Genomic DNA, 25,012 nt, shown 5'->3' with positions numbered 1-25,012 from the left:
CAACAAATCGCAGAAAACTTTGCTGTGTAGGTTTATCGAGGGTAAGTTGCGCGCCGGTTTTGTCTTTGGCGGCTTTGCTGCTGTGTGACGCGGGCAACTCAGGCCCAACTATTTAGAGGACCACCACGTGTCTATATCTTTGTTTCGCAAGACCCTGCTGGTCGGAGCGGGTTTGACGATTGCTGTCAGCGTTCAAGCGGCACCCACCGTGCATATATATAACTGGTCGGATTACATAGCACCGACCACGCTGGTCGATTTCGAGAAGACCACCGGCATTAAACCGGTGTATGACGTATTCGATTCCAACGAAACCCTGGAAGGCAAACTGCTGGCTGGACGCACCGGTTATGACGTGGTCGTTCCGTCTAACCACTTCCTGGGCAAACAGATCAAGGCAGGGGCATTCCAGAAGCTCGACAAGTCGCAGCTACCCAATTACTCCAACCTTGATCCGGCCTTGCTCAAGCGTCTTGAGCAAAACGATCCGGGCAACCTGTATGCCGTGCCTTATCTGTGGGGCACTAACGGCATCGGTTACAACGTCGACAAGGTCAAGGAAGTGCTGGGTGTCGACAGCATCGATTCCTGGGATGCCGTGTTCAAGCCCGAAAACATGAAGAAGCTGCAAAGCTGTGGCGTGGCCTTCCTGGATTCGGCCGATGAGATGCTGCCGACCGTGCTCAACTACCTGGGCCTGGATGCCAACAGCACCAACCCCAAGGATTATAAAAAAGCCGAAGCAACACTGATGTCGGTTCGACCTTACGTCACCTACTTCCACTCTTCCAAATACATCTCCGATCTGGCGAACGGCAACATCTGTGTCGCCATTGGCTTCTCCGGGGATGTATTCCAGGCCAAGGCGCGAGCCGACGAGGCCAAAAAGGGCGTGAACATTGCCTACATCGTGCCCAAAGAGGGCGGCGCCCTGTGGTTTGACATGCTGGCCATCCCCAAGGATTCCAGCAACGTCAAGGAAGCCCACACATTCATCAACTACCTGCTCAAGCCTGAAGTGATCGCTCAGGTCAGCGACTATGTCGGCTATGCCAATCCCAATCCTGCGGCCGACAAGGTGATGGATGAGTCCATTCGGACCGATGAAGCGGTTTATCCAACCCAGGCAGTACTGGACAAGACTTACGTTTCAACCGAGCTACCACCCAAAATCCAGCGTCTCATGACGCGCACATGGACCAAGGTCAAGACGGGTAAATAGCTCACAAGACCACCTATCCAAGGCCTGATCATCTAGGTCAGGCTGCTAAATTTGTTGGGAGTTTCGTAAATGGCTGTTGCCTCCGGCGCCTATAAGAAAGCCCTCGAGGGCGACCACACACCTAAGCAGGTGTTGGTCAAAATCGACCGGGTCACGAAAAAGTTCGACGAGACGATTGCGGTGGACGATGTGTCCCTGGAAATCAACAAAGGCGAAATTTTCGCCCTTCTCGGCGGATCGGGATCAGGCAAATCCACCTTGCTGCGTATGCTCGCCGGTTTCGAGCGCCCAACAGAAGGCCGTATTTTCCTCGATGGTGTCGATATCACCGACATGCCGCCCTATGAGCGGCCCATCAACATGATGTTCCAGTCCTACGCTCTGTTCCCGCACATGACGGTGGCGCAGAACATCGCCTTCGGCCTCAAGCAGGACAACATGTCCAGCGCCGAGATCGATGCCCGCGTAGGAGAGATGCTCAAGCTGGTGCACATGAGCCAGTACGCCAAGCGCAAACCTCATCAGTTGTCCGGTGGCCAGCGCCAGCGTGTGGCCCTGGCCCGTTCGCTGGCCAAGCGTCCCAAGCTGCTGTTGCTTGATGAGCCGATGGGGGCACTGGATAAAAAACTGCGCTCACAGATGCAACTCGAGCTGGTTGAGATCATCGAGCGCGTCGGCGTGACCTGCGTCATGGTGACCCACGACCAGGAAGAGGCCATGACCATGGCCCAGCGCATCGCCATCATGCACCTGGGCTGGATTGCCCAGATCGGCAGCCCGATCGACATCTATGAAACCCCGGTCAGCCGGCTGGTGTGCGAGTTCATCGGCAACGTGAACCTGTTCGACGGTGAGGTGGTGGACGATGCCGAGGGTTATGCCCGCATCAACTGCCCTGAGCTGGAGAACGACATTTACGTGGGCCACGGCGTCAGCACCTCGGTGGAAGACAAGCACATCACCTACGCGATTCGTCCGGAGAAGATGCTGGTCACCACTGAAAAACCGTCGTGCGAATACAACTGGTCACGCGGCAAAGTGCATGACATCGCCTACCTGGGCGGTCATTCGGTGTTCTACGTTGAGCTGCCCGGCGGCAAGCTGGTGCAATCGTTTGTCGCTAACGCCGAACGCCGTGGCGCTCGCCCGACCTGGGACGACGAAGTCTACGTGTGGTGGGAAGACGACAGCGGCGTGGTACTGCGCTCATGAACATGCGAAAGCTCAAACGCCGATTGCAACGAATAACCCCCGGTGGCCGTCATGTGGTCATCGGGATTCCATTCCTGTGGCTGTTCCTGTTCTTCATGCTGCCGTTCTTCATTGTGCTGAAGATCAGCTTTGCCGAAGCCGACGTCGCCATTCCGCCGTACACCGAGATCTACAGCTACGTTGACCAGAAAATCCAGCTGCTGCTGAACCTGGGCAACTACGCCATGCTGGGCGACGACGAGTTGTACATCGCCGCCTACCTGGGCTCGCTGAAGATGGCTTTTTTCAGCACACTGTTGTGCCTGATCATCGGCTATCCGATGGCCTACGCCATCGCCAATGCGCGCAAAGAGATGCAGACCGTGCTGGTGCTGCTGATCATGATGCCGACCTGGACAGCGATCCTGATCCGCGTTTATGCGTGGATGGGCATCCTGAGCAACAACGGCCTGCTCAACGGCGTCCTGATGTCGATGGGCTGGATCAACGAACCGTTGCAGATCCTCAACACCAACATCGCGGTGTACATCGGTATCGTCTACTCGTACCTGCCGTTCATGATCCTGCCGCTGTATGCCAACCTGGTCAAACACGACAACAGCCTGCTGGAAGCAGCGTCTGACCTGGGCTCCAGCACTTTCAACAGTTTCTGGAAAATCACCGTCCCCTTGTCCAAGAACGGCATTATCGCCGGCTGCATGCTGGTGTTCATCCCGGTCGTGGGCGAGTTCGTGATTCCGGAACTGCTGGGCGGCCCTGAAACCCTCATGATTGGTAAAGTTCTGTGGCAAGAGTTCTTCAACAACCGTGACTGGCCGGTGGCGTCTGCGCTTGCCGTGGTCATGCTGGCGATCCTCATCGTGCCCATCATTCTGTTCAACCGCAGCCAGGCTAAAGAACTGGAGGGCAAGATATGAATCGCTTCCGTTTTTCTAGCTTTATGTTGGTCGCCGGACTGACCTTCATCTACCTGCCGATGCTGATTCTGGTCATCTACTCGTTCAACGCCTCCAAACTGGTGACGGTGTGGGGCGGCTGGTCACTGAAGTGGTACGTGGGCCTGCTGGACAACACCCAACTGATGGGTTCGGTGATGCGCTCGCTGGAAATCGCGTTTTACACCGCGATTGCAGCCGTGGCGCTGGGCACACTGGCCGCGTTCGTCCTGACCCGCATCAGTCACTTCAAAGGCCGCACGCTGTTTGGCGGTCTTGTGACCGCACCGCTGGTCATGCCGGAGGTGATCACCGGTCTGTCGCTGCTGCTGCTGTTCGTGGCCATGGCGCAAATGATTGGCTGGCCGCAAGAACGCGGGATCGTCACCATCTGGATCGCCCACACCACGTTCTGCGCCGCGTATGTGGCGGTGGTGGTGTCGTCCCGACTGCGCGAACTGGACCTGTCGATCGAAGAGGCGGCAATGGACCTGGGTGCAAAACCCTGGAAAGTGTTCTTTTTGATCACTATCCCGATGATTGCACCTTCACTGGCGGCGGGCGCCATGATGTCCTTTGCCCTGTCGCTGGATGACCTGGTACTGGCCAGCTTCGTCTCCGGCCCGGGGTCCACGACGTTGCCGATGGAAGTATTCTCGGCCGTGCGTCTAGGGGTAAAACCCGAGATCAACGCCGTGGCCAGCCTGATTCTGCTGGCGGTGTCACTGGTGACCTTTCTGGTATGGTTCTTCAGCCGACGGGCTGAAGAACACCGCAAAAAGGCCATTCAGCAAGCCATCGATGAATCAACCGCCGAGGCCTGGAAACAACCTGACATCCGCCGTCCAAAATCGCCCGGCGCGGCTTAAGACAGCGTCATAAAAAACCTCGCCTTCCTGCATCAGGGGGCGAGGTTTTTTTATGGGGAACAGAAACCATAGCCGTTGCCGAGCACGCGAGGCGGGTTAAGGCTTGGCTACTTTCCAGGCACCGTCCATCTTGCCGTCGCCTGTTACATCGCCTGCTTTCTTGTCCATGACAAAGGTGTACAACGGCTTGCCGTCATAGGCCCATTGCATCTGATCATCGTCGCGGCTGATTACCGTCCATTTGCCCATGCTCTCATCCGTGCTGTCGGCCTTCAGGGGCGGCCAGTTGGTCGCACACTTGTCGTTGCACATCGACTTGCCACCTGCATCCTTGGCGAAGGTGTAAAGCGTCATTCCGTTGTGATCCACCAGCATGCCGTCCTTGGTCATGGCCGGATCCGCTGCAAGCGCCAGTCCGGGCAAGGTCATGACTGCCGTGAGCAGGAGGGTTTTAAAAGAAAAAGAGCTGGAAATCATCGGAATCGTCCTCTTGGTGGTTGTACGATTTGAACCCAAAGCGTAGTCCATTAACCTAGAGCACGCGTTTACCCCGCATGACTGTCACACGACTGCAATAATTCCGTTATCTAATGCGCCACAAGACAGTTAAATGACACTAGGAGTACGGCATGGCAGGCAGGAGCATTCTGATCGTAGATGACGAGGCGCCGATCCGCGAAATGATCGCGGTGGCCTTGGAAATGGCAGGCTATGACTGCCTCGAAGCCGACAATGCTCAGGACGCACACGCCATCATCGTTGACCGTAAACCTGATCTGGTCCTGCTGGACTGGATGCTGCCCGGCGGCACTTCGGGTATCGAGCTGGCCCGCCGCCTCAAGCGCGAAGAGCTGACCAACGACATCCCGATCATCATGCTGACGGCCAAGGGTGAAGAGGACAACAAGATCCAGGGCCTGGAAGTCGGCGCTGATGACTACATCACCAAACCGTTTTCCCCGCGTGAACTGGTGGCCCGCCTCAAAGCGGTGCTGCGCCGGGCCGGCCCGGCTGACGCCGAGGCCCCGATCGAAATTGGCGGCTTGCTGCTGGATCCCATCAGCCATCGTGTGACCATCGACGGCACACCTGCCGAAATGGGCCCCACCGAATATCGTCTGCTACAGTTTTTCATGACCCACCAGGAGCGCGCCTACACCCGCGGCCAATTACTTGATCAAGTCTGGGGTGGCAACGTCTACGTCGAAGAACGCACTGTGGACGTTCATATCCGTCGGCTGCGCAAGGCGCTCGGCGAGGCTTACGAAAATCTGGTACAAACCGTGCGCGGCACCGGTTATCGGTTCTCGACCAAGAACTGATAACCCCTCTTTCTGATCCAACGGCATGCAAGGACCCGCGCGACGTGAATCAAAACTGGCATGGCACTCTTGTTCGTCATTTGCTGCTGCTGGTCACCGGTTGCCTGCTGGTCGGGTTGATCAGTGGCTACTATGGCTGGAGCCTGGCACTTGGCCTGGCGGTCTATCTGGGCTGGACGCTCAAACAGTTGCTGCGTCTGCACGACTGGTTGCGTCATCACCAACCGGACGAAGCGCCACCCGACGGTTATGGCATGTGGGGCGAAGTGTTCGACAGCATTTACCATCTGCAACGCCGCGATCAACGGGTGCGTGGACGCCTGCAAGCGGTGATCGACCGGGTGCAAGAATCCACCGCGGCGCTCAAGGATGCAGTGGTGATGCTCGACAGCGAAGGCAATCTGGAGTGGTGGAACCGCGCTGCCGAAACCTTGCTCGGGCTCAAGACTCCTCAGGATGGCGGCCAGCCGGTCAGCAACCTGGTTCGCCACCCGCGCTTCAAGGAGTACTTCGAGCAAGGCAACTACGCCGAACCGCTGGATATCCCCTCCCCGGTCAATGATCACTTGCGAATCCAGCTCTATATCACCCGTTATGGCAACAACGAGCACCTGATGCTGGTACGCGACGTCACCCGTCTTCATCAGCTTGAGCAAATGCGCAAAGACTTTATCGCCAACGTCTCCCATGAACTGCGCACACCGTTGACCGTCATCTGTGGTTATCTGGAAACACTGCTCGACAACGTTGACGACATCAACCCGCGCTGGAAGCGGCCGTTATCGCAAATGCAGCAACAAGGCGAGCGCATGCAAACCTTGCTCAACGACCTGCTGTTGCTGGCCAAACTTGAAGCCACCGACTATCCCTCGGATAACCAGCCGGTAGCGATAGATGCGCTGCTGCAAACCATCAAGAACGACGCACAGGCGTTGTCCGGCGAGCGTAACCAGACCATCACGCTGGATATCGAAGCCGGGATCGCCCTCAAAGGCAGTGAAGCCGAGTTGCGCAGCGCCTTTTCCAATCTGGTGTTCAACGCCGTCAAATACACCCCGGACGGTGGCAGCATCCGTATTCGCTGGTGGACAGACGCCCTGGGGGCACATCTGGGGGTTCAGGATTCGGGCGTCGGGATCGATAACAAACACCTGCCGCGCCTGACCGAACGTTTCTACCGCGTCGACTCCAGCCGTAATGCCAGCACCGGCGGGACCGGACTGGGCCTGGCCATCGTCAAGCATGTGCTGTTACGTCATCGGGCGACCCTTGAGATCAGCAGCGTGCCGGGGCGTGGCAGCACATTCACCTGCCATTTCGCTGCGACGCAGATAGCAAAACCCAACCTCCAGACTATCGTCGACTAGTCATGTGGCCTTTGACCACTAGGCAAAGGCCACCTCAGCCGCTACATTGCTCGGCCGAGGCCAAGCTTTCAGGCCCTTACCTCCCCACTTGAAACAACGGAACCATTAAAACTCCATCATGGACCCTTCCCCTGGCTTTACCCTCGCCACACTCTTCGCCGACTTCGGCATGATTCTTTTTGCACTGATCCTGGTTTTGCTCAACGGCTTTTTCGTTGCGGCGGAATTTGCCATGGTCAAACTGCGCTCGACCCGGGTCGAAGCCATTGCAGAGCTGAACGGCTGGCGCGGCCAGATCCTGCGTACCGTTCATAACCAGCTCGACGCGTACCTTTCAGCATGCCAACTGGGTATCACCCTGGCGTCGCTGGGCCTGGGCTGGGTCGGCGAGCCGGCGTTTGCCCACTTGCTGGAGCCGCTGCTGGGCGCCATGGGCGTCGACTCCCCCGAAGTGGTCAAAGGCGTGTCGTTTTTTGCCGCGTTCTTCATCATTTCGTATCTGCACATCGTGGTCGGTGAACTGGCACCCAAGTCGTGGGCCATTCGCAAACCCGAGGCCCTGTCGCTGTGGACAGCCGTGCCGCTTTACCTGTTCTACTGGGCCATGTACCCGGCGATTTACCTGCTTAACGCCAGCGCCAACGCCATTTTGCGCATCGCGGGCCAAGGTGAACCCGGTGCGCATCACGATCACGCCTACAGCCGTGAAGAACTCAAACTGATCCTGCACTCCAGCCGCGGTCAGGACCCGAGCGATCAGGGCATGCGTGTACTGGCCTCCGCCGTGGAAATGGGCGAACTGGAAGTGGTCGACTGGGCCAACTCCCGCGAAGACCTCGTCACTCTCGACTCCAAGGCTCCGCTCAAAGAAATTCTGGCGCTGTTCCGCCGTCACAAGTTCAGCCGGTACCCGGTCTACGATGCAGAAACCAACACATTCGTTGGTCTGCTGCACATCAAGGACCTGCTGCTGGAGCTGGCAGATCTGGACCACTTGCCCGAGACGTTCAATCTCGATGAACTGACCCGCCCGCTGGAGCGCGTATCGCGACACATGCCGCTGTCGCAATTGCTCGAGCAGTTCCGCAAGGGCGGTGCTCACTTTGCATTGGTCGAAGAAGCAGACGGCAAGGTTGTCGGCTACCTGACCATGGAGGACGTGCTCGAAGTGCTGGTGGGCGATATTCAGGACGAACACCGCAAGACCGAACGCGGAATCCTGTCCTATCAACCAGGCAAACTGCTGGTGCGGGGCGACACGCCGCTGTTCAAGATTGAGCGATTGCTGGGTGTTGACCTGGACCATATCGAAGCCGAAACGGTTGCCGGCCTGATCTACGACACCCTCAAGCGGGTGCCGGAAGAAGAAGAGCAACTGGAAGTCGAAGGTTTGCGCATCATCATCAAAAAGATGAAGGGCCCGAAAATCGTGCTGGCCAAAGTCCTGAAGCTGGACTGACAGAGCGCCCGACAGAGACGCCACCTCGTTTTACTCGACCCCTGAATCCATCCGTGGCAGCGGTCGAGTGGCGCGAGGCCGCGTTCAGCGGCGTAGCCGTCGTAATACCCACAGAGCAGTTTTTTCGCCTTCGAAAGCTGGGTGAAAGAATTCATCTTTAGCATCCCGTCACCACCGGCAAAAGACCGGTCGGCCTGACCAGTGTCCTGACACAGGGTCAACGCCCAACTAACAACAAAAATGGTGATGCTGATGTTTGTCGATACCCGCCCGTACTCCCTCCCCGCGCCTCTCCCTTTCGAGCTTTCCGTCCTGCGCTGACCTCTACGGTTTGCCCTTGCCTGCCCTCGTTGCGCCTGGAGTGTTCCTATGCTGACTTTCCTTGGCTTTGCCATGGTCATTACGTTCATGTACCTGATCATGACCAAGCGCCTGTCCGCGCTGATCGCCTTGATCCTGATCCCTATCCTGTTCGCGGTATTTGGTGGTTTTGCACCGAAGATCGGACCGATGATGCTCGAAGGCATCAGCAAACTCGCCCCCACCGGCGTGATGTTGATGTTCGCCATCCTCTACTTCGCGCTGATGATCGACTCCGGCCTGTTTGACCCGGCAGTGCGCAAGATCCTCAAGCTGGTCAAAGGTGATCCGCTCAAAGTCTCGGTCGGTACCGCAGTGCTCGCCCTGGTGGTGTCACTCGACGGCGACGGTGCAACCACGTACATGATTTGCGTAGCCGCGATGCTGCCGCTCTACAGCCGCATCGGTATGAGCCCACGGATCATGGCCGGCCTGATCATTCTGGCCGGTGGCGTGATGAACATGACCCCGTGGGGTGGCCCGACTGCGCGCGCTGCCAGTGCGCTGCATGTAGACCCTTCCGATATCTTTGTGCCCATGATTCCCGCCATGCTGGCCGGGGTAGTCGCCATTCTGGCCATTGCCTGGTTCTACGGTAAACGTGAACGCGCACGCCTGGGTGAACTGCACCTGCACGGAGATGAAATCGATCACAGCGAAATCAGCGTGTCGCAGTTCCCTGATGCCCGTCGTCCCAAACTGATCTGGTTCAACGGCCTGCTGACCCTGGCGCTGATGGTGACACTGATCGCGGGGCTACTGCCCCTGCCCGTGCTGTTCATGGTCGCGTTCAGCATCGCAATGGTCGTCAACTACCCTTGCCTGCAACAACAGAAAGACCGCGTCGCGGCGCATGCCGGCAGCGTATTGGCGGTGGTCGGGCTGATTTTCGCAGCAGGTATCTTTACCGGCATCCTGTCGGGCACCGGTATGGTCGATGCCATGTCGAAAAGCCTGCTGGGCGTCATCCCGCCAGCGCTCGGGCCTTACCTGGCGGTGATTACCGCACTGGTGAGCATGCCCTTCACCTTCTTCATGTCCAACGATGCGTTCTACTACGGCGTATTGCCGGTCCTGGCAGAAGCCGCCAGCCACTACGGTATTACCGCGGTAGAAATGGCCCGTGCCTCGATTGTTGGCCAGCCCGTGCATTTGCTCAGCCCGCTCGTACCTTCAACCTATTTGCTCGTGGCCCTGGCCGGTATCGAGTTTGGCGATCACCAGCGCTTCACTCTCAAATGGGCGGTTCTGGTCTGTGTGTGCATCTTGGTTGCGGCCTTGTTGCTGGGCACGTTCCCGATGTTCAGCACGCTGTAACCCCTACTGTGCAGGAGCGAGCGTGCTCGCGATCCAGTCAACGCGGTTTATCTGAGATACCGCAGGGATTTGGTCGCGAGCACGCTCGCTTCTGCAGGTTGAGGGACACGGCAAATATTTCAGAAATGTTTCAACCTGTGCGATGCTGGCGCTCTGCTCGAATGCCGTCTACAGCTTAAGAAAGGCCGTAGAAAAGGCTTGCAGCTATCTGATACCTCAGCACATCCATCGCACAGGGAGCCGGCATGCTGACCCTGCTCAATCTGCTTTCCGCCGTAGCCCTGTTGATCTGGGGTACGCACATTGTCCGAACTGGCATCTTGCGGGTGTACGGTTCAAACCTGCGCCATGTGATTGGACAAAACGTGTCCCGGCGCATGTTTGCATTTGTCGCCGGCATCGTGGTCACGGCCATGGTTCAGAGCAGTAACGCCACCGCCATGCTGGTCACTTCGTTTGTGGGCCAGGGCCTGATGACGCTCACGCCCGCACTGGCCACCATGCTCGGCGCCGATGTCGGGACGGCTTTGATGGCCCGAGTACTGACCTTCGACCTGTCGTGGCTGTCACCGCTGCTGATTTTTCTCGGGGTAATCTTCTTTCTGTCACGCAAGCAGACCCGCGCCGGGCAACTTGGCCGGGTCGGCATCGGTCTGGGCCTGATCATTCTGGCGCTGCAATTGATTGTCGAAGCAGCCGCGCCCATCACTCATGCCCAAGGCGTGAAGGTGATATTCGCCTCATTGACCGGTGACATCCTGCTCGACGCCTTGATCGGTGCCGTGTTCGCGATGGTGTCTTATTCAAGCCTGGCGGCGGTACTGCTGACAGCCACGCTGGCCGGTGCCGGAATGATCAGTTTGCCGGTGGCCGTGGGGCTGGTGATTGGCGCCAACATTGGCAGCGGCGTGCTGGCGTTCCTCAGCACCAGCATGCAAAACGCCGCCGGACGCCAAGTGGCCCTGGGCAGCCTGTTGTACAAGTTGATCGGCCTGCTGCTGGTCATTCCCGTTCTCGACCCGCTCGTGGCCTGGATGGACAGCCTGAATTACAGCGCACAGGAGCTGGTGATCGGCTTTCACCTGCTCTACAACACCCTGCGCTGCTTCGTGCTTTTGCCCACGGTGGGCATTATGGCGCGGTTCTGCGCCTGGTTACTGCCCGAACGCGAGCACCTCAACGGAGCGATCAAACCGCGCCACCTGGACCCGACTGCGCTGCAAACACCTGGCCTGGCACTGGCCAATGCGGTTCGCGAAACCCTGCGCATCGGCGACCTGATCGACAACATGCTGGTCAACATGCGCGACGTGTTGCACGGTAAACAAACCGCGATGACCCAAGAGATGCGCACCCTCAGCGATGACGTTGAAGTGTTGTACAGCTCGGTCAAGTTGTACCTGGCGCAAATGCCCCGTGAAGACTTGAGCGAACAGGACAGTCGGCGCTGGGCAGAAATCATTGAGCTGGCGATTAACCTCAAGCTCGCCAGCGATCTGATCGAGCGCATGCTGCGCAAAGTGCAGCAGCAAAAAACCGCGATGCGACGCTCTTTCTCCGAAGATGGCCTTGAGGAGCTGTCCGGCTTGCACAGCCAACTGATCGATAACCTGCGCCTGGGCCTGACCGTGTTTCTCAGTGCCGACCCGCAGAGCGCCCGTCAGTTGCTGCGGGAAAAACGTCGTTTTCGCGCCCAGGAACGGCGCCTGGCTCACGCCCACGTCAGCCGCCTGCAACGTAAAGTGCTACAAAGCATCGAAACCAGCTCACTGCACCTGGAGCTGATTGCCGACATGAAGCGCCTTAACTCGCTCTTTTGCAGCAGCGCCTACGTCGTACTGGAAACCTCGGAAATCGGCGCCCTGCAACTCGATGACGCCGTCGATACCCATCATTCGCCTTGAACGTTGCGCAGCGAGCTGTTGTCAGTCTCTCAGTACCGACTAACCTGCACAGGTTGACCCAATACGGACTCAGGGATTTTTTATGCGTTGCCTGCTATTCCTCTGCCTGCTGCTGGGCGCCACCCAGAGCTTCGCACTCGATCGATCCAACGTGGAGGGCTACCAGCTCCCCAATGGCCTGCAACTGATCCTCAAGCCAGGTAACGATCGTGGACATGTGGCCATTCGCCTGGTGGTCGGCGTCGGGCTGGATGATTTCAGCTGCGCCAATCAACAGCTGCCTCATCTGCTGGAGCACCTGCTGTTCAGTGGTATCGATGACGCGGGCGAAGGGGGCCTTGAAGAGCGCATGCAAGCCCTGGGCGGTGAATGGAATGCCTTCACCAGTCATGCCGACACAACGTTCGTGATTGAGGCGCCGGCTAAAAATCAGCGCAAAATCCTCGATCTTCTGCTGAGCCTGCTCACCCAAACCCAACTGACCGAACAGCGTATCGATGACGCCAAACAGGTGGTCGAGCGTGAAGACGGTGGCCACTATTCACACCTGCAACGCTGGCTCGACCGTCAGGACCTGGGGCATAGCGCCAGCAATCAACTGGCCGTTGAACTGGGTCTTAAATGCGCGGAACGGGCAGAAGTGCATGACCTGACGCGCCAGCAACTCGAAACCGTACGGCAAAACTGGTACGCCCCGAACAACATGACACTGATTGTCGTGGGGGATCTGGACCGCCTGCTGCCGGCCTACCTGGAACGTACGTATGGCGCGCTCGATCCGGTAGAGCCCAGTGAGCACAAGCCTTTGGCTGCCATCGAGTCCAGGGCCGATGCCGAGCGCGTGCTGGTGCGTGGCACCGTGGGCGACACGGCCAAGCTGCACTGGCTATTGCCGGAACCGGTGCTGGAGAAGCAAGGCGACCAAACCTGGAACCTGCTCAGGGATTATCTGGAGTGGGCCTTGTACAGCGAGCTGAGGCTCAAACATGGGTTGTCTTACGGGCCATGGGCGGAGCGCGAAGTGTTCGGCGGTGTCGGCTTTTTAAGCCTGAATGCTGACCTCGCCCGCGATGATGTGCCCAAAGCGCAGGAGGTCATGGCGAACCTCAAAGCCCAATTGCTCAAGGATGGACTCGACCCCGAGCGCTTCGCCCGCCTCAAGCAGGCGGCCATTGCCCGACAGGCCTGGGCAGTGCAAGGCAACAGTGCGCTGGCTGATTATTACTGGGCTTCACTGGGTGAATATGACGACGGGCGTTTTGCCGATCCGGCCAGACAACTGCAGAGCATCAGCCTCAAGCAGGCCAACGTGGCCATGCGCGAGTTATTTGCTGAACCCGGGTATGTGCGTATCGAAAAACCCCTGTTCAGTTACAACAGCTTGAGCCTGATCATCCTGGGCCTGCTGGGGCTGCTGATTATCCTGGCGGTCGGCTGGAGACGCTGGCGTCAGCGTCGACACTCTAATAAATGATTCAATCCGAAACGCTTTGATACCGTAAAATCATTGCCCATTCGCGGCTGATCAAATCAGCCGCCAGCGTGCGGAGAATTATCGTGATTGATCGTTCCAATCCTTGGCAACTGCAAAGCATCGTCAGCCAGCTGCGGACAGCGCGCAATCAGTGGCGCACACAAAACGGGCGTGTCAGTGGCGAACTCGGCGGGCGAGAGCTGCCCTCAAGAGCAGCCATGGCCGATATTCTTGAAGCGCTGTGCGGAGCCTTGTTTCCGATGCGCTTGGGGCCGGTTGATCTGCGCGAAGAGAGCGAAGACTTTTACGTCGGACACACCCTGGATGTCGCCCTCAATGCCTTGCTGGCTCAAGCCAAGCTGGAATTGCGCTACGCCGCACGGCAAGCCGGCCAGCCCGATGACAGCGTCTCGGCCACCGCAACCTTGTTGATCCAGGATTTTGCCCTGGCGTTACCGGGCCTGCGCAGCATTCTGGATACCGACGTGCTGGCCGCGTATCACGGCGACCCGGCGGCCCGCAGTGTGGATGAAGTGCTGTTGTGCTATCCGGGGATTCTGGCGGTGATTCACCATCGACTCGCCCATCATCTGTACCGAGCCGGATTGCCCTTGCTCGCGCGGATCAGCGCAGAAATCGCCCACTCGGCCACCGGTATCGACATTCACCCCGGCGCGCAGATCGGCCGAAGCTTCTTTATTGACCACGGGACAGGCGTGGTCATCGGGGAAACCGCGATTATCGGCGAACGTGTGCGGATTTATCAGGCTGTGACCTTGGGTGCCAAGCGCTTCCCGGCAGATGAATCGGGGCAGTTGCAGAAGGGGCATCCGCGTCATCCGATTGTGGAAGACGATGTGGTGATCTATGCCGGGGCCACGATTCTGGGGCGAATCACGATTGGCCAGGGATCGACCATTGGCGGCAATGTGTGGCTGACCCGCAGCGTGCCCGCCGGTTGCAACCTGACCCAGGCCAATTTGCTGCACGACGACGGGACACAAAAATAGAAACCCGGTAACACGGGCAGGAGCGAGCCGTCGCGCGGCTGCTCCTGCAGTGTCCTTAGTGCCGTGCCTTGCGCACGCCCTCTGCCAGCGCCGCACACAGGCTCAACACGCCATCGACCGCATGCTCAGGCGTTGCGGCATTTTCGATCTTGTCGATCAGTGCCGAACCCACCACCACGCCATCCGCCAGGCGGGCAATCGCGGCTGCCTGCTCAGGAGTACGAATGCCGAAGCCCACGCTGATCGGCAAATCGGTGTGCCGACGCAGGCGTTCAATGGCCGTGCTCACTTGTTCAGTCGTGGCTGAACCTGCGCCGGTTACACCCGCCACCGACACGTAGTACACAAAGCCCGAGCTGCCCGTCAGCACTTTTGGCAGGCGCGCATCGTCGGTGGTCGGGGTCGTCAGGCGAATGAAGTCCAGGCCCGCCGCCTGCGCCGGGTCACACAGCTCGCTGTTGTGCTCCGGTGGCATGTCGACCACGATCAGGCCATCGACACCTGCCGCCTTGGCCTCGGCAATAAAGGCTGGCACGCCGTAATGGTGGATCGGGTTGAAGTAGCCCATCAGCACCAGCGGCGTATCGCTGTTGCCTTCACGGAATTCACGAACCATTTGCAGGGTTTTTGCCAGGTTCTGTTTCGCACCCAACGCACGGATATTGGCCAGCTGAATCGCCGGGCCGTCCGCCATCGGATCGGTGAAGGGCATGCCCAGCTCGATCACATCAGCACCCGCAGCAGGCAAGCCCTTGAGGATGGCCAACGACGTGTCGTAAGTCGGATCACCGGCCGTGACGAACGTCACCAGGGCGGCACGGTTTTGTTCCTTGAGTTCGGCAAAACGTGTTTGCAGGCGGCTCATGAGTGTTTCTCCTGCTGGGACTGTTCCATGTGGTGCATCACGGTTTGCATGTCTTTGTCGCCTCGACCGGACAGGTTGACCACCATCAGGTGATCCGACGGCAGGGTCGGTGCGCGCTTGAACACTTCGGCCAGGGCGTGGGCGCTTTCCAGTGCCGGAATGATGCCTTCAAGGCGGCAGCATTTATGGAACGCATCCAGGGCTTCGGCATCGGTTACCGAGGTGTATTCAACGCGGCCAATGTCGTGCAACCACGCGTGTTCCGGCCCGATACCCGGGTAGTCGAGCCCGGCGGAAATCGAATGGGCGTCGATGATCTGACCATCGTCGTCCTGCAACAGGAAGGTACGGTTACCGTGCAACACGCCTGGCTCGCCACCGTTAAGACTGGCGGCGTGCTTGCCGGTTTCAATGCCATAGCCTGCAGCTTCAACACCGATGATTTCGACGCTGGTGTCGTCCAGAAACGGGTGAAACAGGCCCATTGCGTTCGAGCCACCACCGATGCAGGCCACCAGGCTGTCCGGCAGGCGGCCTTCCTGGGCTTGCATCTGATCGCGGGTTTCCTTGCCGATCACGGCCTGGAAGTCGCGCACCATCGCGGGATACGGATGCGGACCTGCCACTGTGCCAATCAGGTAGAAAGTGCTGTCGACATTGGTCACCCAGTCGCGCAGGGCTTCGTTCATCGCATCCTTGAGGGTGCCGGTGCCGGCCACGACCGGAATCACCTCGGCTCCCAACAGCTTCATGCGAAACACGTTGGCCTGCTGACGCTCGATATCGGTAGTGCCCATGTAGATCACGCACTGCAGGCCAAAGCGGGCTGCCACGGTGGCGGTGGCCACACCGTGCATGCCGGCGCCGGTCTCGGCGATGATGCGTTTTTTGCCCATGCGTCGCGCCAGCAGGATCTGGCCGATGCAGTTGTTGATCTTGTGCGCGCCGGTGTGGTTCAGCTCTTCGCGCTTGAGGTAAATCTTGGCGCCGCCACAAAACTCGGTCAGGCGCTCGGCGAAGTACAGCGGGCTCGGGCGTCCCACGTAGTCGCGCTGAAAGTACGCCAGCTCTTTGATGAATTCCGGATCGGTCTTGGCCTGCTCATACTCGCGGTCCAGATCAAGGATCAGCGGCATCAGGGTTTCAGCCACGTAGCGGCCGCCAAATGAGCCAAACAGGCCATTGGCATCAGGGCCGGTACGCAAAGTGGATTGAGTCATGTGACGCTCCAGCTGGAAAGGTAAGAAGGTCGATGGGCCTGACTTTACCCGCGACAGCGCAGGATGAAAACCGATAAGATCGCTGCAACCTGTCAGGAAAACTCACATATCCCATGAGCCGCGACCTCCCTCCCCTGAATGCCTTGCGCGCCTTCGAGGCCACTGCCCGCCTGAGCAGCGTAAGCCTCGCTGCCGAGCAGTTGAACGTCACCCACGGTGCCGTTAGCCGACAACTCAAAGTGCTCGAAGAGCACCTTGGGATCAGCCTGTTTATCAAGGAGGGCCGAGGGCTGAAGCTCACCGAGGCTGGTATGCGCTTGCGCGACGCCAGCAGCGAAGCCTTTGATCGCCTGCGTAACGTGTGCACTGAACTCACGCAAAGCCATATCGACGCGCCCTTTGTACTCGGCTGTTCGGGCAGTCTGCTGGCACGCTGGTTTATCCCCCGGCTGGGACGCCTGAATGCCGACCTGCCGGATTTGCGCTTGCACTTGTCGGCCGGTGAAGGCGATCTGGACCCTCGCCGCCCGGGGCTGGATGCCTTGCTGGTCTTTGCCGAGCCCCCATGGCCGGCGGACATGCAGGTGTATGAACTGGCCAGCGAACGTATCGGGCCGGTGCTCAGTCCACGCTCGACCCGCTATGCGCAGCTGGCCGGAGCGCCCGCCAGTGCCCTGTTGGGTGAATCTCTATTGCACACCACCTCACGCCCTCAGGCGTGGCCAAGCTGGGCACGGCAACAGGCACTCGATCCGAAAGACTTGAAGTACGGGCAAGGGTTTGAACATTTGTATTATTTGCTGGAAGCCGCCGTGGCTGGTCTGGGGGTCGCGATTGCCCCTGAACCGCTGGTAGCCGAGGACGTTCGGGCAGGACGCCTGGCTGCACCGTGGGGTTTCAAGGAAACCTCGGCGCAGCTAGCGTTATGGTTGCCCAAGCGCGCCGCAGATGGGCGCGCCCGGCAACTGGCGCAATGGCTCAAGGCTGAGCTTGCGCGTGACGCCGATCAGTGACCGCGCTTGCACAGCAGAAAAGCCGCCAGCAGACCCAACGCACCAATCGCAACACCCGCGGTAGCATACGGATGTTCTTGTGCGTATTCGCGAGTGGCAATCCCGGTTTCGCGCGTTTTGGCCTTCACTTCTTCATAAGCATCGCTGAGCAGGTGGCGCGAATGCTTAAGCGCGTTCTCGGCATTGCCTTTCAGCGCCTTGAGCGTTTTTTTGGACTCGTCTGAAGCGTCGTCCTTGAGGCTTTCCAGAGACTTCAGCAGGCTCTCGATCTCAGCTTCCATGCTTTGCAATGAGGCTTTACGTAAAGAATTGCTAGCCATTTAGGGCTCTCCTGCATTGATGAGTGAGGTACGTGTTAAGTCCGACTCCAGCGTTTTCGGAAAGTGCAGTAAACCTGAACTTTTCCTTTCTATCAGCCCACGAAGTATTGAGCGAAATCGCTGCTAGGCTTTGATCTACGACAAAGGAGAACGTTATGTCTGACCACCACACCTACAAAAAAATCGAACTGGTAGGCTCGTCCCCGAGCAGCATAGAAGACGCCATCAGTAATGCACTCGCAGAAGCCCACAAAAGCATCAAACACCTGGAGTGGTTCGAGGTAGTCGACACCCGGGGCCATATCAAGGACGGCAAAGTGGCGCATTACCAGGTCACACTCAAGGTGGGTTTCAGGATTGCCACCAGCTAAACGACAGCCTTTTGAACTTCCAGGCTGGCCGTTTGCCATAACCTCGGCTACACCGTCCGGGTGCGACATGCCATGCGCGTGTCGCACCCTTTTAACGTTGACTTGAGGAATGTGACCGATGAAAAAAAGCCTGTTAGCTATAGGCTTGCTCAGTTTGGCGGGCACAGCGTTCGCCGCGGGCAAACCGTGCGAAGAACTGAAAAGCGAGATCGCTGCGAAAATCGAAGCCAAAGGCGCTTCGCACTACTCGCTGGAAGTCGTGGACAAAGGCACTGCAACAGACGGGAAGGTAGTGGGCTCCTGCGAAGCCGGCACCAAAGAGATCGTTTACAAGCGCGGTTAATCATCGAAAGCACTGCAGGAGCAAACGTGCTCCTGCAGTGGCTGCGTTAAGCCTGCTTCATTACCTGAGCCAGCAACTCGTACGAACGAATGCGGTCGGCGTGCTCATACAGGTCACTGGTGAAAATCAGCTCGTCGGCCTGGGTCTGGTCCACCAGCTTTTCCAGCTTGGCCCTGATTTTCCCCGGGCTGCCGACCATTGCCAGCCCCAGAAAACTCATCACCGCATCTTTTTCATGGGGCAGCCACAAACCATCCATCGTTTCAACCGGTGGTCGCTGTACCAGGCTCTGTCCGCGCATCAGCGCCAGAATCCGTTGATAGACCGACGTCGCCAGATACTCCGCCTGCTCATCGGTATCCGCCGCGACCAGCGGCACACCGAGCATCACATAAGGCTTGTCGAGGACTGCCGAGGGTTTGAAGTGATTGCGGTACACGCGAATGGCTTCATGCATCAAACGTGGCGCGAAATGTGAGGCAAAGGCATAAGGCAGCCCCTGCTCACCCGCCAGTTGCGCACTGAACAGGCTGGAGCCGAGCAACCAGATCGGCACATGGGTCCCGGTGCCCGGCATGGCAATCACGCGTTGATCGGGAGTGCGAGGGCCCAAATAACGCATCAGTTCGGCCACATCCTGCGGGAAATCGTCCGCGCTGCCGGAGCGTTCGCGGCGCAAGGCGCGCGCGGTCATCTGGTCCGAGCCGGGCGCACGCCCCAAGCCCAGATCAATGCGCCCGGGGTACAGGCTTTCGAGGGTGCCAAACTGCTCGGCGATGACCAGCGGCGCATGGTTGGGCAGCATGACCCCGCCCGAGCCGACGCGAATAGTCGACGTGCCACCTGCCAGATAGCCAATCAACACCGAGGTGGCCGAGCTGGCAATGCCATCCATGTTGTGGTGTTCAGCCACCCAGAAACGGTTGTAGCCAAATTTTTCCACGTGCTGGGCCAGATCCAGCGAATTGCGCAACGACTGAGCGGCGCTGCCATTTTCGCGCACGGGTACCAGGTCGAGGGTAGAGAATTTGATATCGGACAAACGTGTCATGAGCGGGCGCCTCCTAATGGGATGCAGGCCATGACGCTCGCCAAAACCTGCCAGTGCTCTAAGCAATATGGGCATATACCCGAGTTTCAATGGTAGCGCTGTAAATGAGCCACTAAAAAAGACGATTGGTCCGATAGGATGAACTTTGTAATGACGTCTACCCTCACAAGTCCAGTCAGGCGTGAAACCTTCACGCTGCTTTTCAGGAGGCACGCATGAGTATCAAGAAAAAAGCATCGGCTCATTGGGCAGGCGACCTTAAAACCGGCATCGGGTCCATTTCTACCGAAACCGGCGTGCTGCGCGACGCACCTTATGGTTTCAAGGCGCGGTTCGAGGGCGGCAAAGGCACTAACCCCGAGGAGCTGATCGGCGCAGCCCATGCCGGCTGCTTCTCAATGGCACTGTCGATGATCCTTGGCGATGCCGGGCTCAAGGCCGACAGCATCGATACCACCGCCGAAGTCAGCCTGGACCAGGTAGAAGGCGGCTTTGCAATCACGGCTGTACATCTGGTGCTCAAGGCCAAGGTGCCGGGTGCCACCCAACAGCAATTTGACGAACTGACCACCAAAGCCAAAGAAGGCTGCCCGGTGTCCAAGGTGCTGAATGCAAAAATCACCCTCGACGCCACACTGCTGAGCTAAGTCGCTGTACTGATGACACGCGATGCCCCATTCGCCATGAATGGGGCATCGCTGACCCGGACAGTTCGTACAGTGTTGCGCCACATGTGATCGATTGGTCACCCACGGCGTCAGACCATGACGTTGCGTACTGCATCAAGGGAGTCCCACCATGAAACGTTTCGCTCTGGCTGCTATCTGCTGTGCTCTGGCCACCTCGGCCATGGCCGCCCCCAAACCCTGTGAAGAATTGAAAGCCGAGATCGAAGCCAAGATCCAGGCCAACAATGTGTCGTCCTATACGCTCGAAATCGTGACCAACGATGAAGTCCACGACCAAAGCATGGTGGTGGGTACGTGCGAAAACGGCACCAAAAAGATCATCTACCAAAAGAACGACAACTAAGCCTCAGGGCAAGCAGTTGACCAGTCGCTCTTCGGCCACCACCTCGCCCGCGGCGTTATATAACCGGGCGTAGGCGTTGAACCCCACCGAGCGGGCTTGCAGCCGGTAATGCTGACCGGGCCGGAAGTCGTCGTAACGAACCGACAGATAGCACAAGCGCTCCTGCGGATCGCTGAACTGCCCCATGCCGCCGATAAACACTTCGTAATCGAAGCGCACCATCAACTCATGGCTGCCTGGCGTGACCTGAAAGTAGCGACCGTCCTGCAATCGTTGATTGTCCAGGCGCTCGGCCATCACCAGCTTGCCGGTCTGGGTTTCAAGATCGATCCAGGCACGTGCCGGGTCAGCGTTGGGCAGGGGGGTGCTGGTGCATGCGCTTAATAGCCCCGCCATCAGCATTAGCACAGACCTGCGCATGATTGTTTTCACGGTTGGAGTCATACCTTGTGAGGGCCGGTTGTGGCGGTCGCAATGAAAGAGCAATGTTTTCAGCATAGCGCTGATCGCCCGAACTGTGGCACTTCGGCATACGCTGAGGCTAGTCTTGCGCCCGTCACCCAGTGGATCGCGTTATGACCTCCCCCGCCCGTTGCTTGCTTCCCATCACCTTGCTGGCCTTGCTCACGGGATGTTCCAGTCCTGGTTATTACCCGCAACTGGCCGCTGGCCAATGGCAGTTGCTCAAAGCCCGTGAGCCCGTGGCCCGGGTCATTGCAGACCCGCAGCGCGATCCTCACCTGCGCGAACGCCTGGCGGGCGCCCAGGCCGCCAGAACGTTCGCCAGCAAGCAATTGCACCTGCCGGACAATCAAAGCTATCGCGTGTATGCCGACCTCAAGCGGCCCTATGTGGTGTGGAACGTCTTCGCCACTCCGGCATTCTCGCTCGACCCCGTCACCCATTGCTTCCCCGTCGCCGGCTGTGTGGCCTATCGCGGGTACTACGAACAGGGCGCAGCACGTGGCGAGGCCGCCTTGCAGCGCCAACAAGGTCTGGATGTGTATATCAGCGGCGTCGAGGCCTACTCCACCCTGGGCTGGTTCGATGACCCGATCCTCAACAGCATGTTGAGCTGGGGCGATGAGCGACTTGCCAGCCTGATATTTCACGAACTCGCCCATCAGCGTCTTTATGTGAAGGACGACACCGAGTTCAATGAGTCTTTCGCCAGCTTTGTCGAGCAGGAAGGCAGCCGCCAATGGCGCGTCCATCAAGGTTTACCGGCCCCCGATACCCAAAGCGTGCAACAGCGTGAGGCGTTTACAGGCTTAATCCTCACGACTCGGCAGCGCCTGCAAACACTGTACGGACAGCCGCTGAGCGAGGCGCAGATGCAGGAACAGAAAGACGCCGAGTTCGAGCATATGCGTCAAGAGTACCGGCGATTGCGGGATCAACACTGGCCGGGCAACACACGCTACGACGCCTGGATCAATGCCCCATGAATAACGCCAAACTCTTGCCTTTCGGTCTTTACGACCAATGGGTCCCCGCTTTCAGCGCTCTGTTCAAGAGTTCCGGCGGAGATTGGCAAGCGTTTTATACCGAAGTCGAAAAGCTCGGAAAACTGCCCGCAGCCCAGCGCAAAGCGGCTTTGCGTCGCTGGGCAGATGCCTGAACCTGTGTTTTTTCGCTGAAGGTGCGGCAAATTTACGCATGAAACGATTCACCTGACGGTCTGGCCTGTTAGTATTTGTTACCAATCTTTGCAGGCGTGTTGAGGTGCTCAACCCTTCACGTCTCGCTGCCAAAACGAAAAGCTGCCACTGAGCGGCTGTAAACCGTGACTGCCTGACGAGGTGCCCCTTCATGTCTGAACAAGACAATCCGCGGCGTGAGTTTCTGCGCAAAACCCTCACACTGATTCCCGTGGTAACGGTCGCCAGTACCGGTCTGGGAGGCACTGTGCTGATGGCCGCGCCTGCCGCCTCACCCGCATCGGCACCCGCTCCTGCGCCCTCTGGCAAGACCTATGAGCCGACTTACTTCACCGCAGAAGAATGGGCCTTTGTGGACGCTGCCGTCGCCCGTTTGATCCCGAGCGATGAACAGGGCCCGGGGGCTGTGGAAGCCGGTGCTCCGGAATACATTGACCGCCAGATGAACACCCCTTACGCCAGCGGCGCACTGTGGTTCATGCAAGGCCCGTTCAATGCCGACGCGCCAGCCGAGATGGGCTGGCAGAGCAAATTGGTGCCCAAACAGATCTATCGCCTGGGCATCGCCGCTACGGATGATCTCTGCAAAAAGACCTATGGTTCAGTATTTGCTGGCCTAGACAGCGCTACCCGAGACGAAGTGCTTAAACAGCTAGAGGCCGGCAACGCCAAATTCGACAGCGTGCCGTCGAAGATTTTTTTCAGCCTTTTGCTGCAAAACACACGGGAAGGCTTCTTTTGCGACCCGATCCACGGCGGCAACAAAGGCATGGTCGGCTGGACCATGATCGGCTTCCCCGGCGCTCGCGCTGATTTCATGGACTGGGTTGAACGTAACGAGCAATACCCTTTCCCGGCAGTATCCATTCGCGGCGAGAGGGCTTGAGCATGACGACCGTAATGAAAAAAGTTGATGCGATAATCGTCGGCTTCGGCTGGACCGGCGCGATCATGGCCAAAGAGCTGACAGAAGCGGGCCTGAATGTTGTGGCCCTTGAACGCGGCCCGATGCAGGACACCTATCCCGACGGTAATTACCCGCAGGTGATCGACGAACTGACTTACAGCGTGCGCAAGAAGCTGTTCCAGGACGTTTCGAAAGAAACCGTGACCATCCGCCATAGCGTTAATGACGTGGCTCTGCCCAACCGCCAACTGGGTGCTTTCCTCCCCGGCAATGGCGTTGGCGGCGCCGGTTTGCACTGGTCGGGTGTGCACTTTCGGGTCGATCCGATGGAACTGCGGATGCGCAGCCATTACGAAGAGCGCTACGGCAAGAACTTCATCCCCAAAGACATGACCATCCAGGACTTCGGCGTCAGCTATGAAGAGCTGGAACCGTTCTTCGACTACGCCGAAAAGGTTTTTGGCACCTCGGGCCAGGCCTGGACCGTCAACGGCAAAGTGGTGGGCGAGGGTAAGGGTGGCAACCCTTACGCACCGGATCGCTCGGATCATTTCCCGCTGGTTTCCCAGAAGAACACCTACTCGGCCCAGCTGTTTCAGAAAGCGGCCAGCGACGTTGGCTACAAGCCTTACAACCTGCCTTCGGCCAACACCTCCGGGCCTTACACCAACCCGTATGGCGCACAGATGGGGCCGTGCAACTTCTGCGGTTTTTGCAGTGGCTATGTTTGCTACATGTATTCCAAGGCATCGCCTAACGTCAACATCCTGCCTGCGCTCAAGCAGGTGCCTAACTTTGAGCTGCGCCCTGATGCGCACGTAATCCGGGTCAATCTGGACAGCACCAAAACCAAGGCCACCGGAGTAACCTACATCGATGCCCTGGGCCGTGAAATCGAGCAACAGGCCGATCTGGTCATCCTTGGGGCGTTCCAGTTCCACAACGTGCGCCTGATGCTGCTGTCGGGGATTGGCAAGCCCTATGACCCTAAAACCGGGGAAGGTGTGGTCGGCAAGAACTTCGCGTACCAGAACATGGGCACGATCAAGGCCTACTTCGACAAGGACGTACACACCAACAACTTCATCGGCGCAGGCGGCAATGGCGTGGCGGTGGATGACTTCAACGCGGACAATTTTGACCACGGGCCACACGGCTTTGTCGGCGGTTCGCCGATGTGGGTCAACCAGGCGGGCAGCCGTCCGATTGCGGGTACGTCCAACCCACCCGGCACTCCGGCCTGGGGCAGTGCCTGGAAGCGTGCAACTGCGGATTACTACACCCACCAGGTATCGATGGACGCCCATGGCGCGCATCAATCCTATCGTGGCAACTACCTTGATCTTGACCCTGTATACCGCGATGCCTACGGCCAACCGCTGCTGCGCATGACGTTTGACTGGCAAGAAAACGACATCAAGATGAACCGCTTCATGATGGAAAAAATGGGCAAGATCGCCGAGGCGATGAACCCGAAGGCCATCGCCATGATCGGCAAAAAAGTCGGCGATCACTTCAACACCGCGTCCTACCAGACCACCCACCTCAATGGTGGCGCGATCATGGGCACCGACCCGAAAACCAGTGCGATTAACCGCTACCTGCAGTGCTGGGACGTGCACAACGTATTCGTACCGGGCGCCTCTGCTTTCCCGCAGGGCCTGGGCTACAACCCGACTGGCCTGGTCGCTGCGCTGACCTACTGGTCTGCCCGGGCGATCCGCGAGCAGTACCTGAAAAACCCCGGCCCACTGGTTCAGGCATAAGGAGCGATGACC

At 58.5% G+C, this 25,012-nt stretch carries 24 protein-coding genes and 1 pseudogene; 19 read left to right on the top strand and 6 right to left on the bottom strand.

Annotation, left to right across the window (positions count from 1 at the left end; translation table 11 throughout):
- Positions 1-127: 127 nt before the first annotated feature.
- From DQN55_RS00990 to DQN55_RS00975, 4 genes are all read left to right on the top strand, one after another.
- Positions 128-1,222 (top strand): polyamine ABC transporter substrate-binding protein, encoded by a 1,095-nt coding sequence (locus DQN55_RS00990; RefSeq protein ID WP_048381189.1) that lies wholly within the window; start codon positions 128-130, stop codon positions 1,220-1,222.
- 69 nt (positions 1,223-1,291) lie between these two features.
- The gene (locus DQN55_RS00985; RefSeq protein WP_048381191.1) at positions 1,292-2,434 is read left to right on the top strand and encodes an ABC transporter ATP-binding protein; all 1,143 of its coding nucleotides are present in this window, start codon (positions 1,292-1,294) and stop codon (positions 2,432-2,434) included.
- The gene (locus DQN55_RS00980) at positions 2,431-3,351 is read left to right on the top strand and encodes an ABC transporter permease subunit (RefSeq protein WP_048381193.1); all 921 of its coding nucleotides are present in this window, start codon (positions 2,431-2,433) and stop codon (positions 3,349-3,351) included. Before DQN55_RS00985 ends, DQN55_RS00980 begins: the two co-directional genes overlap by 4 nt.
- Complete coding sequence (locus DQN55_RS00975; RefSeq protein ID WP_048381196.1) at positions 3,348-4,238, top strand: ABC transporter permease subunit; 891 nt, start codon at positions 3,348-3,350, stop codon at positions 4,236-4,238. The genes DQN55_RS00980 and DQN55_RS00975 overlap by 4 nt, the downstream gene beginning before the upstream one ends.
- A gap of 96 nt (positions 4,239-4,334) precedes the next feature.
- Here DQN55_RS00975 and DQN55_RS00970 read toward each other — a convergent pair whose 3' ends face one another.
- Positions 4,335-4,715, bottom strand: coding sequence for a COG4315 family predicted lipoprotein (locus DQN55_RS00970; protein WP_048381198.1), 381 nt, complete (start codon positions 4,713-4,715; stop codon positions 4,335-4,337).
- 152 nt (positions 4,716-4,867) lie between these two features.
- Between DQN55_RS00970 and phoB the strand changes: the two genes are divergently transcribed.
- The 7 genes from phoB to epsC all read left to right on the top strand — a co-directional run bounded on the left by phoB (position 4,868) and on the right by epsC (position 14,451).
- Positions 4,868-5,560 (top strand): phosphate regulon transcriptional regulator PhoB, encoded by a 693-nt coding sequence (gene phoB / locus DQN55_RS00965; RefSeq protein ID WP_048381200.1) that lies wholly within the window; start codon positions 4,868-4,870, stop codon positions 5,558-5,560.
- Positions 5,561-5,604: 44 nt separating this feature from the next.
- Complete coding sequence (gene phoR / locus DQN55_RS00960; protein WP_048381202.1) at positions 5,605-6,927, top strand: phosphate regulon sensor histidine kinase PhoR; 1,323 nt, start codon at positions 5,605-5,607, stop codon at positions 6,925-6,927.
- A gap of 118 nt (positions 6,928-7,045) precedes the next feature.
- Entirely contained in the window at positions 7,046-8,386 is a 1,341-nt protein-coding gene (locus DQN55_RS00955; protein ID WP_048381204.1) for a hemolysin family protein, read from the top strand.
- A gap of 369 nt (positions 8,387-8,755) precedes the next feature.
- Positions 8,756-10,063 carry a CitMHS family transporter gene (locus DQN55_RS00950; protein ID WP_048381206.1) on the top strand — a complete coding sequence of 436 codons (1,308 nt, stop codon included), beginning with the start codon at positions 8,756-8,758 and terminating at the stop codon, positions 10,061-10,063.
- 245 nt (positions 10,064-10,308) lie between these two features.
- Positions 10,309-11,967 carry a Na/Pi cotransporter family protein gene (locus DQN55_RS00945; RefSeq protein ID WP_048381208.1) on the top strand — a complete coding sequence of 553 codons (1,659 nt, stop codon included), beginning with the start codon at positions 10,309-10,311 and terminating at the stop codon, positions 11,965-11,967.
- An 82-nt stretch (positions 11,968-12,049) separates the two neighbouring features.
- The gene (locus DQN55_RS00940) at positions 12,050-13,441 is read left to right on the top strand and encodes a M16 family metallopeptidase (protein ID WP_048381210.1); all 1,392 of its coding nucleotides are present in this window, start codon (positions 12,050-12,052) and stop codon (positions 13,439-13,441) included.
- An 83-nt stretch (positions 13,442-13,524) separates the two neighbouring features.
- Positions 13,525-14,451, top strand: coding sequence for a serine O-acetyltransferase EpsC (gene epsC / locus DQN55_RS00935; protein WP_048381212.1), 927 nt, complete (start codon positions 13,525-13,527; stop codon positions 14,449-14,451).
- Between the two features lie 55 nt (positions 14,452-14,506).
- Here the strand turns inward: epsC and trpA are convergent, their stop codons facing one another.
- Positions 14,507-15,316 carry a tryptophan synthase subunit alpha gene (gene trpA, locus DQN55_RS00930; RefSeq protein WP_048381214.1) on the bottom strand — a complete coding sequence of 270 codons (810 nt, stop codon included), beginning with the start codon at positions 15,314-15,316 and terminating at the stop codon, positions 14,507-14,509.
- A complete protein-coding gene (gene trpB / locus DQN55_RS00925) occupies positions 15,313-16,536 on the bottom strand; it encodes a tryptophan synthase subunit beta (RefSeq protein WP_048381215.1) in 1,224 nt (407 codons plus the stop codon). The genes trpA and trpB overlap by 4 nt, the downstream gene beginning before the upstream one ends.
- Positions 16,537-16,649: 113 nt before the next feature.
- Between trpB and DQN55_RS00920 the strand changes: the two genes are divergently transcribed.
- Positions 16,650-17,549: a LysR family transcriptional regulator gene (locus DQN55_RS00920; protein ID WP_048381217.1), complete on the top strand. Its 900-nt coding sequence runs from the start codon at positions 16,650-16,652 to the stop codon at positions 17,547-17,549.
- Here DQN55_RS00920 and DQN55_RS00915 read toward each other — a convergent pair.
- Positions 17,543-17,869, bottom strand: a complete 327-nt coding sequence (locus DQN55_RS00915; protein ID WP_048381219.1) for an ElaB/YgaM/YqjD family protein — start codon at positions 17,867-17,869, stop codon at positions 17,543-17,545. The two genes, DQN55_RS00920 and DQN55_RS00915, sit on opposite strands and share 7 nt — an antisense overlap.
- Before the next feature lie 155 nt (positions 17,870-18,024).
- Between DQN55_RS00915 and DQN55_RS00910 the strand changes: the two genes are divergently transcribed.
- Both DQN55_RS00910 and DQN55_RS00905 read left to right on the top strand, forming a co-directional pair.
- Complete coding sequence (locus DQN55_RS00910) at positions 18,025-18,240, top strand: dodecin (RefSeq protein ID WP_048381221.1); 216 nt, start codon at positions 18,025-18,027, stop codon at positions 18,238-18,240.
- Positions 18,241-18,358: 118 nt separating this feature from the next.
- Positions 18,359-18,583, top strand: a complete 225-nt coding sequence (locus DQN55_RS00905) for a DUF1161 domain-containing protein (protein ID WP_048381223.1) — start codon at positions 18,359-18,361, stop codon at positions 18,581-18,583.
- Positions 18,584-18,629: 46 nt separating this feature from the next.
- On the opposite strand, the gene DQN55_RS00900 is transcribed toward DQN55_RS00905, so the two are convergent.
- Positions 18,630-19,634: an LLM class flavin-dependent oxidoreductase gene (locus DQN55_RS00900; protein WP_048381225.1), complete on the bottom strand. Its 1,005-nt coding sequence runs from the start codon at positions 19,632-19,634 to the stop codon at positions 18,630-18,632.
- 215 nt (positions 19,635-19,849) lie between these two features.
- On the opposite strand from DQN55_RS00900, the gene DQN55_RS00895 reads away from it, so the two are divergent.
- The gene (locus tag DQN55_RS00895; RefSeq protein ID WP_048381226.1) at positions 19,850-20,281 is read left to right on the top strand and encodes an OsmC family protein; all 432 of its coding nucleotides are present in this window, start codon (positions 19,850-19,852) and stop codon (positions 20,279-20,281) included.
- Between the two features lie 151 nt (positions 20,282-20,432).
- Positions 20,433-20,666, top strand: a complete 234-nt coding sequence (locus DQN55_RS00890; protein ID WP_048381228.1) for a DUF1161 domain-containing protein — start codon at positions 20,433-20,435, stop codon at positions 20,664-20,666.
- A 3-nt stretch (positions 20,667-20,669) separates the two neighbouring features.
- Here DQN55_RS00890 and DQN55_RS00885 read toward each other — a convergent pair whose 3' ends face one another.
- Entirely contained in the window at positions 20,670-21,086 is a 417-nt protein-coding gene (locus tag DQN55_RS00885) for a PA0061/PA0062 family lipoprotein (protein WP_048381230.1), read from the bottom strand.
- A 155-nt stretch (positions 21,087-21,241) separates the two neighbouring features.
- Between DQN55_RS00885 and DQN55_RS00880 the strand changes: the two are divergent.
- The 3 genes and pseudogenes from DQN55_RS00880 (at position 21,242) to DQN55_RS00870 (ending at position 25,000) form a co-directional block, all read left to right on the top strand.
- Positions 21,242-22,287: pseudogene (locus DQN55_RS00880) on the top strand (aminopeptidase).
- A 191-nt stretch (positions 22,288-22,478) separates the two neighbouring features.
- Positions 22,479-23,213 carry a gluconate 2-dehydrogenase subunit 3 family protein gene (locus DQN55_RS00875; RefSeq protein WP_048381231.1) on the top strand — a complete coding sequence of 245 codons (735 nt, stop codon included), beginning with the start codon at positions 22,479-22,481 and terminating at the stop codon, positions 23,211-23,213.
- Positions 23,214-23,215: 2 nt separating this feature from the next.
- A complete protein-coding gene (locus tag DQN55_RS00870; RefSeq protein ID WP_048381233.1) occupies positions 23,216-25,000 on the top strand; it encodes a GMC family oxidoreductase in 1,785 nt (594 codons plus the stop codon).
- Positions 25,001-25,012: the final 12 nt, after the last annotated feature.

It is taken from the genome of Pseudomonas taetrolens (assembly GCF_900475285.1).
GTDB lineage: Bacteria > Pseudomonadota > Gammaproteobacteria > Pseudomonadales > Pseudomonadaceae > Aquipseudomonas > Aquipseudomonas taetrolens.
This window is presented reverse-complemented; position numbering and strand designations above follow the sequence as displayed.

Coding starts and splice junctions, on each gene's coding strand:
- DQN55_RS00900 (WP_048381225.1), bottom strand. CDS start 19,634: ATGACACGTTTGTCCGATATCAAATTCTCTACCCTCGACCTGGTACCC.
- DQN55_RS00955 (WP_048381204.1), top strand. CDS start 7,046: ATGGACCCTTCCCCTGGCTTTACCCTCGCCACACTCTTCGCCGACTTC.
- DQN55_RS00970 (WP_048381198.1), bottom strand. CDS start 4,715: ATGATTTCCAGCTCTTTTTCTTTTAAAACCCTCCTGCTCACGGCAGTC.
- DQN55_RS00910 (WP_048381221.1), top strand. CDS start 18,025: ATGTCTGACCACCACACCTACAAAAAAATCGAACTGGTAGGCTCGTCC.
- DQN55_RS00890 (WP_048381228.1), top strand. CDS start 20,433: ATGAAACGTTTCGCTCTGGCTGCTATCTGCTGTGCTCTGGCCACCTCG.
- DQN55_RS00945 (WP_048381208.1), top strand. CDS start 10,309: ATGCTGACCCTGCTCAATCTGCTTTCCGCCGTAGCCCTGTTGATCTGG.
- trpA (WP_048381214.1), bottom strand. CDS start 15,316: ATGAGCCGCCTGCAAACACGTTTTGCCGAACTCAAGGAACAAAACCGT.
- DQN55_RS00875 (WP_048381231.1), top strand. CDS start 22,479: ATGTCTGAACAAGACAATCCGCGGCGTGAGTTTCTGCGCAAAACCCTC.
- DQN55_RS00915 (WP_048381219.1), bottom strand. CDS start 17,869: ATGGCTAGCAATTCTTTACGTAAAGCCTCATTGCAAAGCATGGAAGCT.
- DQN55_RS00905 (WP_048381223.1), top strand. CDS start 18,359: ATGAAAAAAAGCCTGTTAGCTATAGGCTTGCTCAGTTTGGCGGGCACA.
- DQN55_RS00985 (WP_048381191.1), top strand. CDS start 1,292: ATGGCTGTTGCCTCCGGCGCCTATAAGAAAGCCCTCGAGGGCGACCAC.
- DQN55_RS00975 (WP_048381196.1), top strand. CDS start 3,348: ATGAATCGCTTCCGTTTTTCTAGCTTTATGTTGGTCGCCGGACTGACC.
- DQN55_RS00940 (WP_048381210.1), top strand. CDS start 12,050: ATGCGTTGCCTGCTATTCCTCTGCCTGCTGCTGGGCGCCACCCAGAGC.
- DQN55_RS00885 (WP_048381230.1), bottom strand. CDS start 21,086: ATGCGCAGGTCTGTGCTAATGCTGATGGCGGGGCTATTAAGCGCATGC.
- phoB (WP_048381200.1), top strand. CDS start 4,868: ATGGCAGGCAGGAGCATTCTGATCGTAGATGACGAGGCGCCGATCCGC.
- DQN55_RS00920 (WP_048381217.1), top strand. CDS start 16,650: ATGAGCCGCGACCTCCCTCCCCTGAATGCCTTGCGCGCCTTCGAGGCC.
- DQN55_RS00950 (WP_048381206.1), top strand. CDS start 8,756: ATGCTGACTTTCCTTGGCTTTGCCATGGTCATTACGTTCATGTACCTG.
- DQN55_RS00870 (WP_048381233.1), top strand. CDS start 23,216: ATGACGACCGTAATGAAAAAAGTTGATGCGATAATCGTCGGCTTCGGC.
- DQN55_RS00980 (WP_048381193.1), top strand. CDS start 2,431: ATGAACATGCGAAAGCTCAAACGCCGATTGCAACGAATAACCCCCGGT.
- trpB (WP_048381215.1), bottom strand. CDS start 16,536: ATGACTCAATCCACTTTGCGTACCGGCCCTGATGCCAATGGCCTGTTT.
- DQN55_RS00895 (WP_048381226.1), top strand. CDS start 19,850: ATGAGTATCAAGAAAAAAGCATCGGCTCATTGGGCAGGCGACCTTAAA.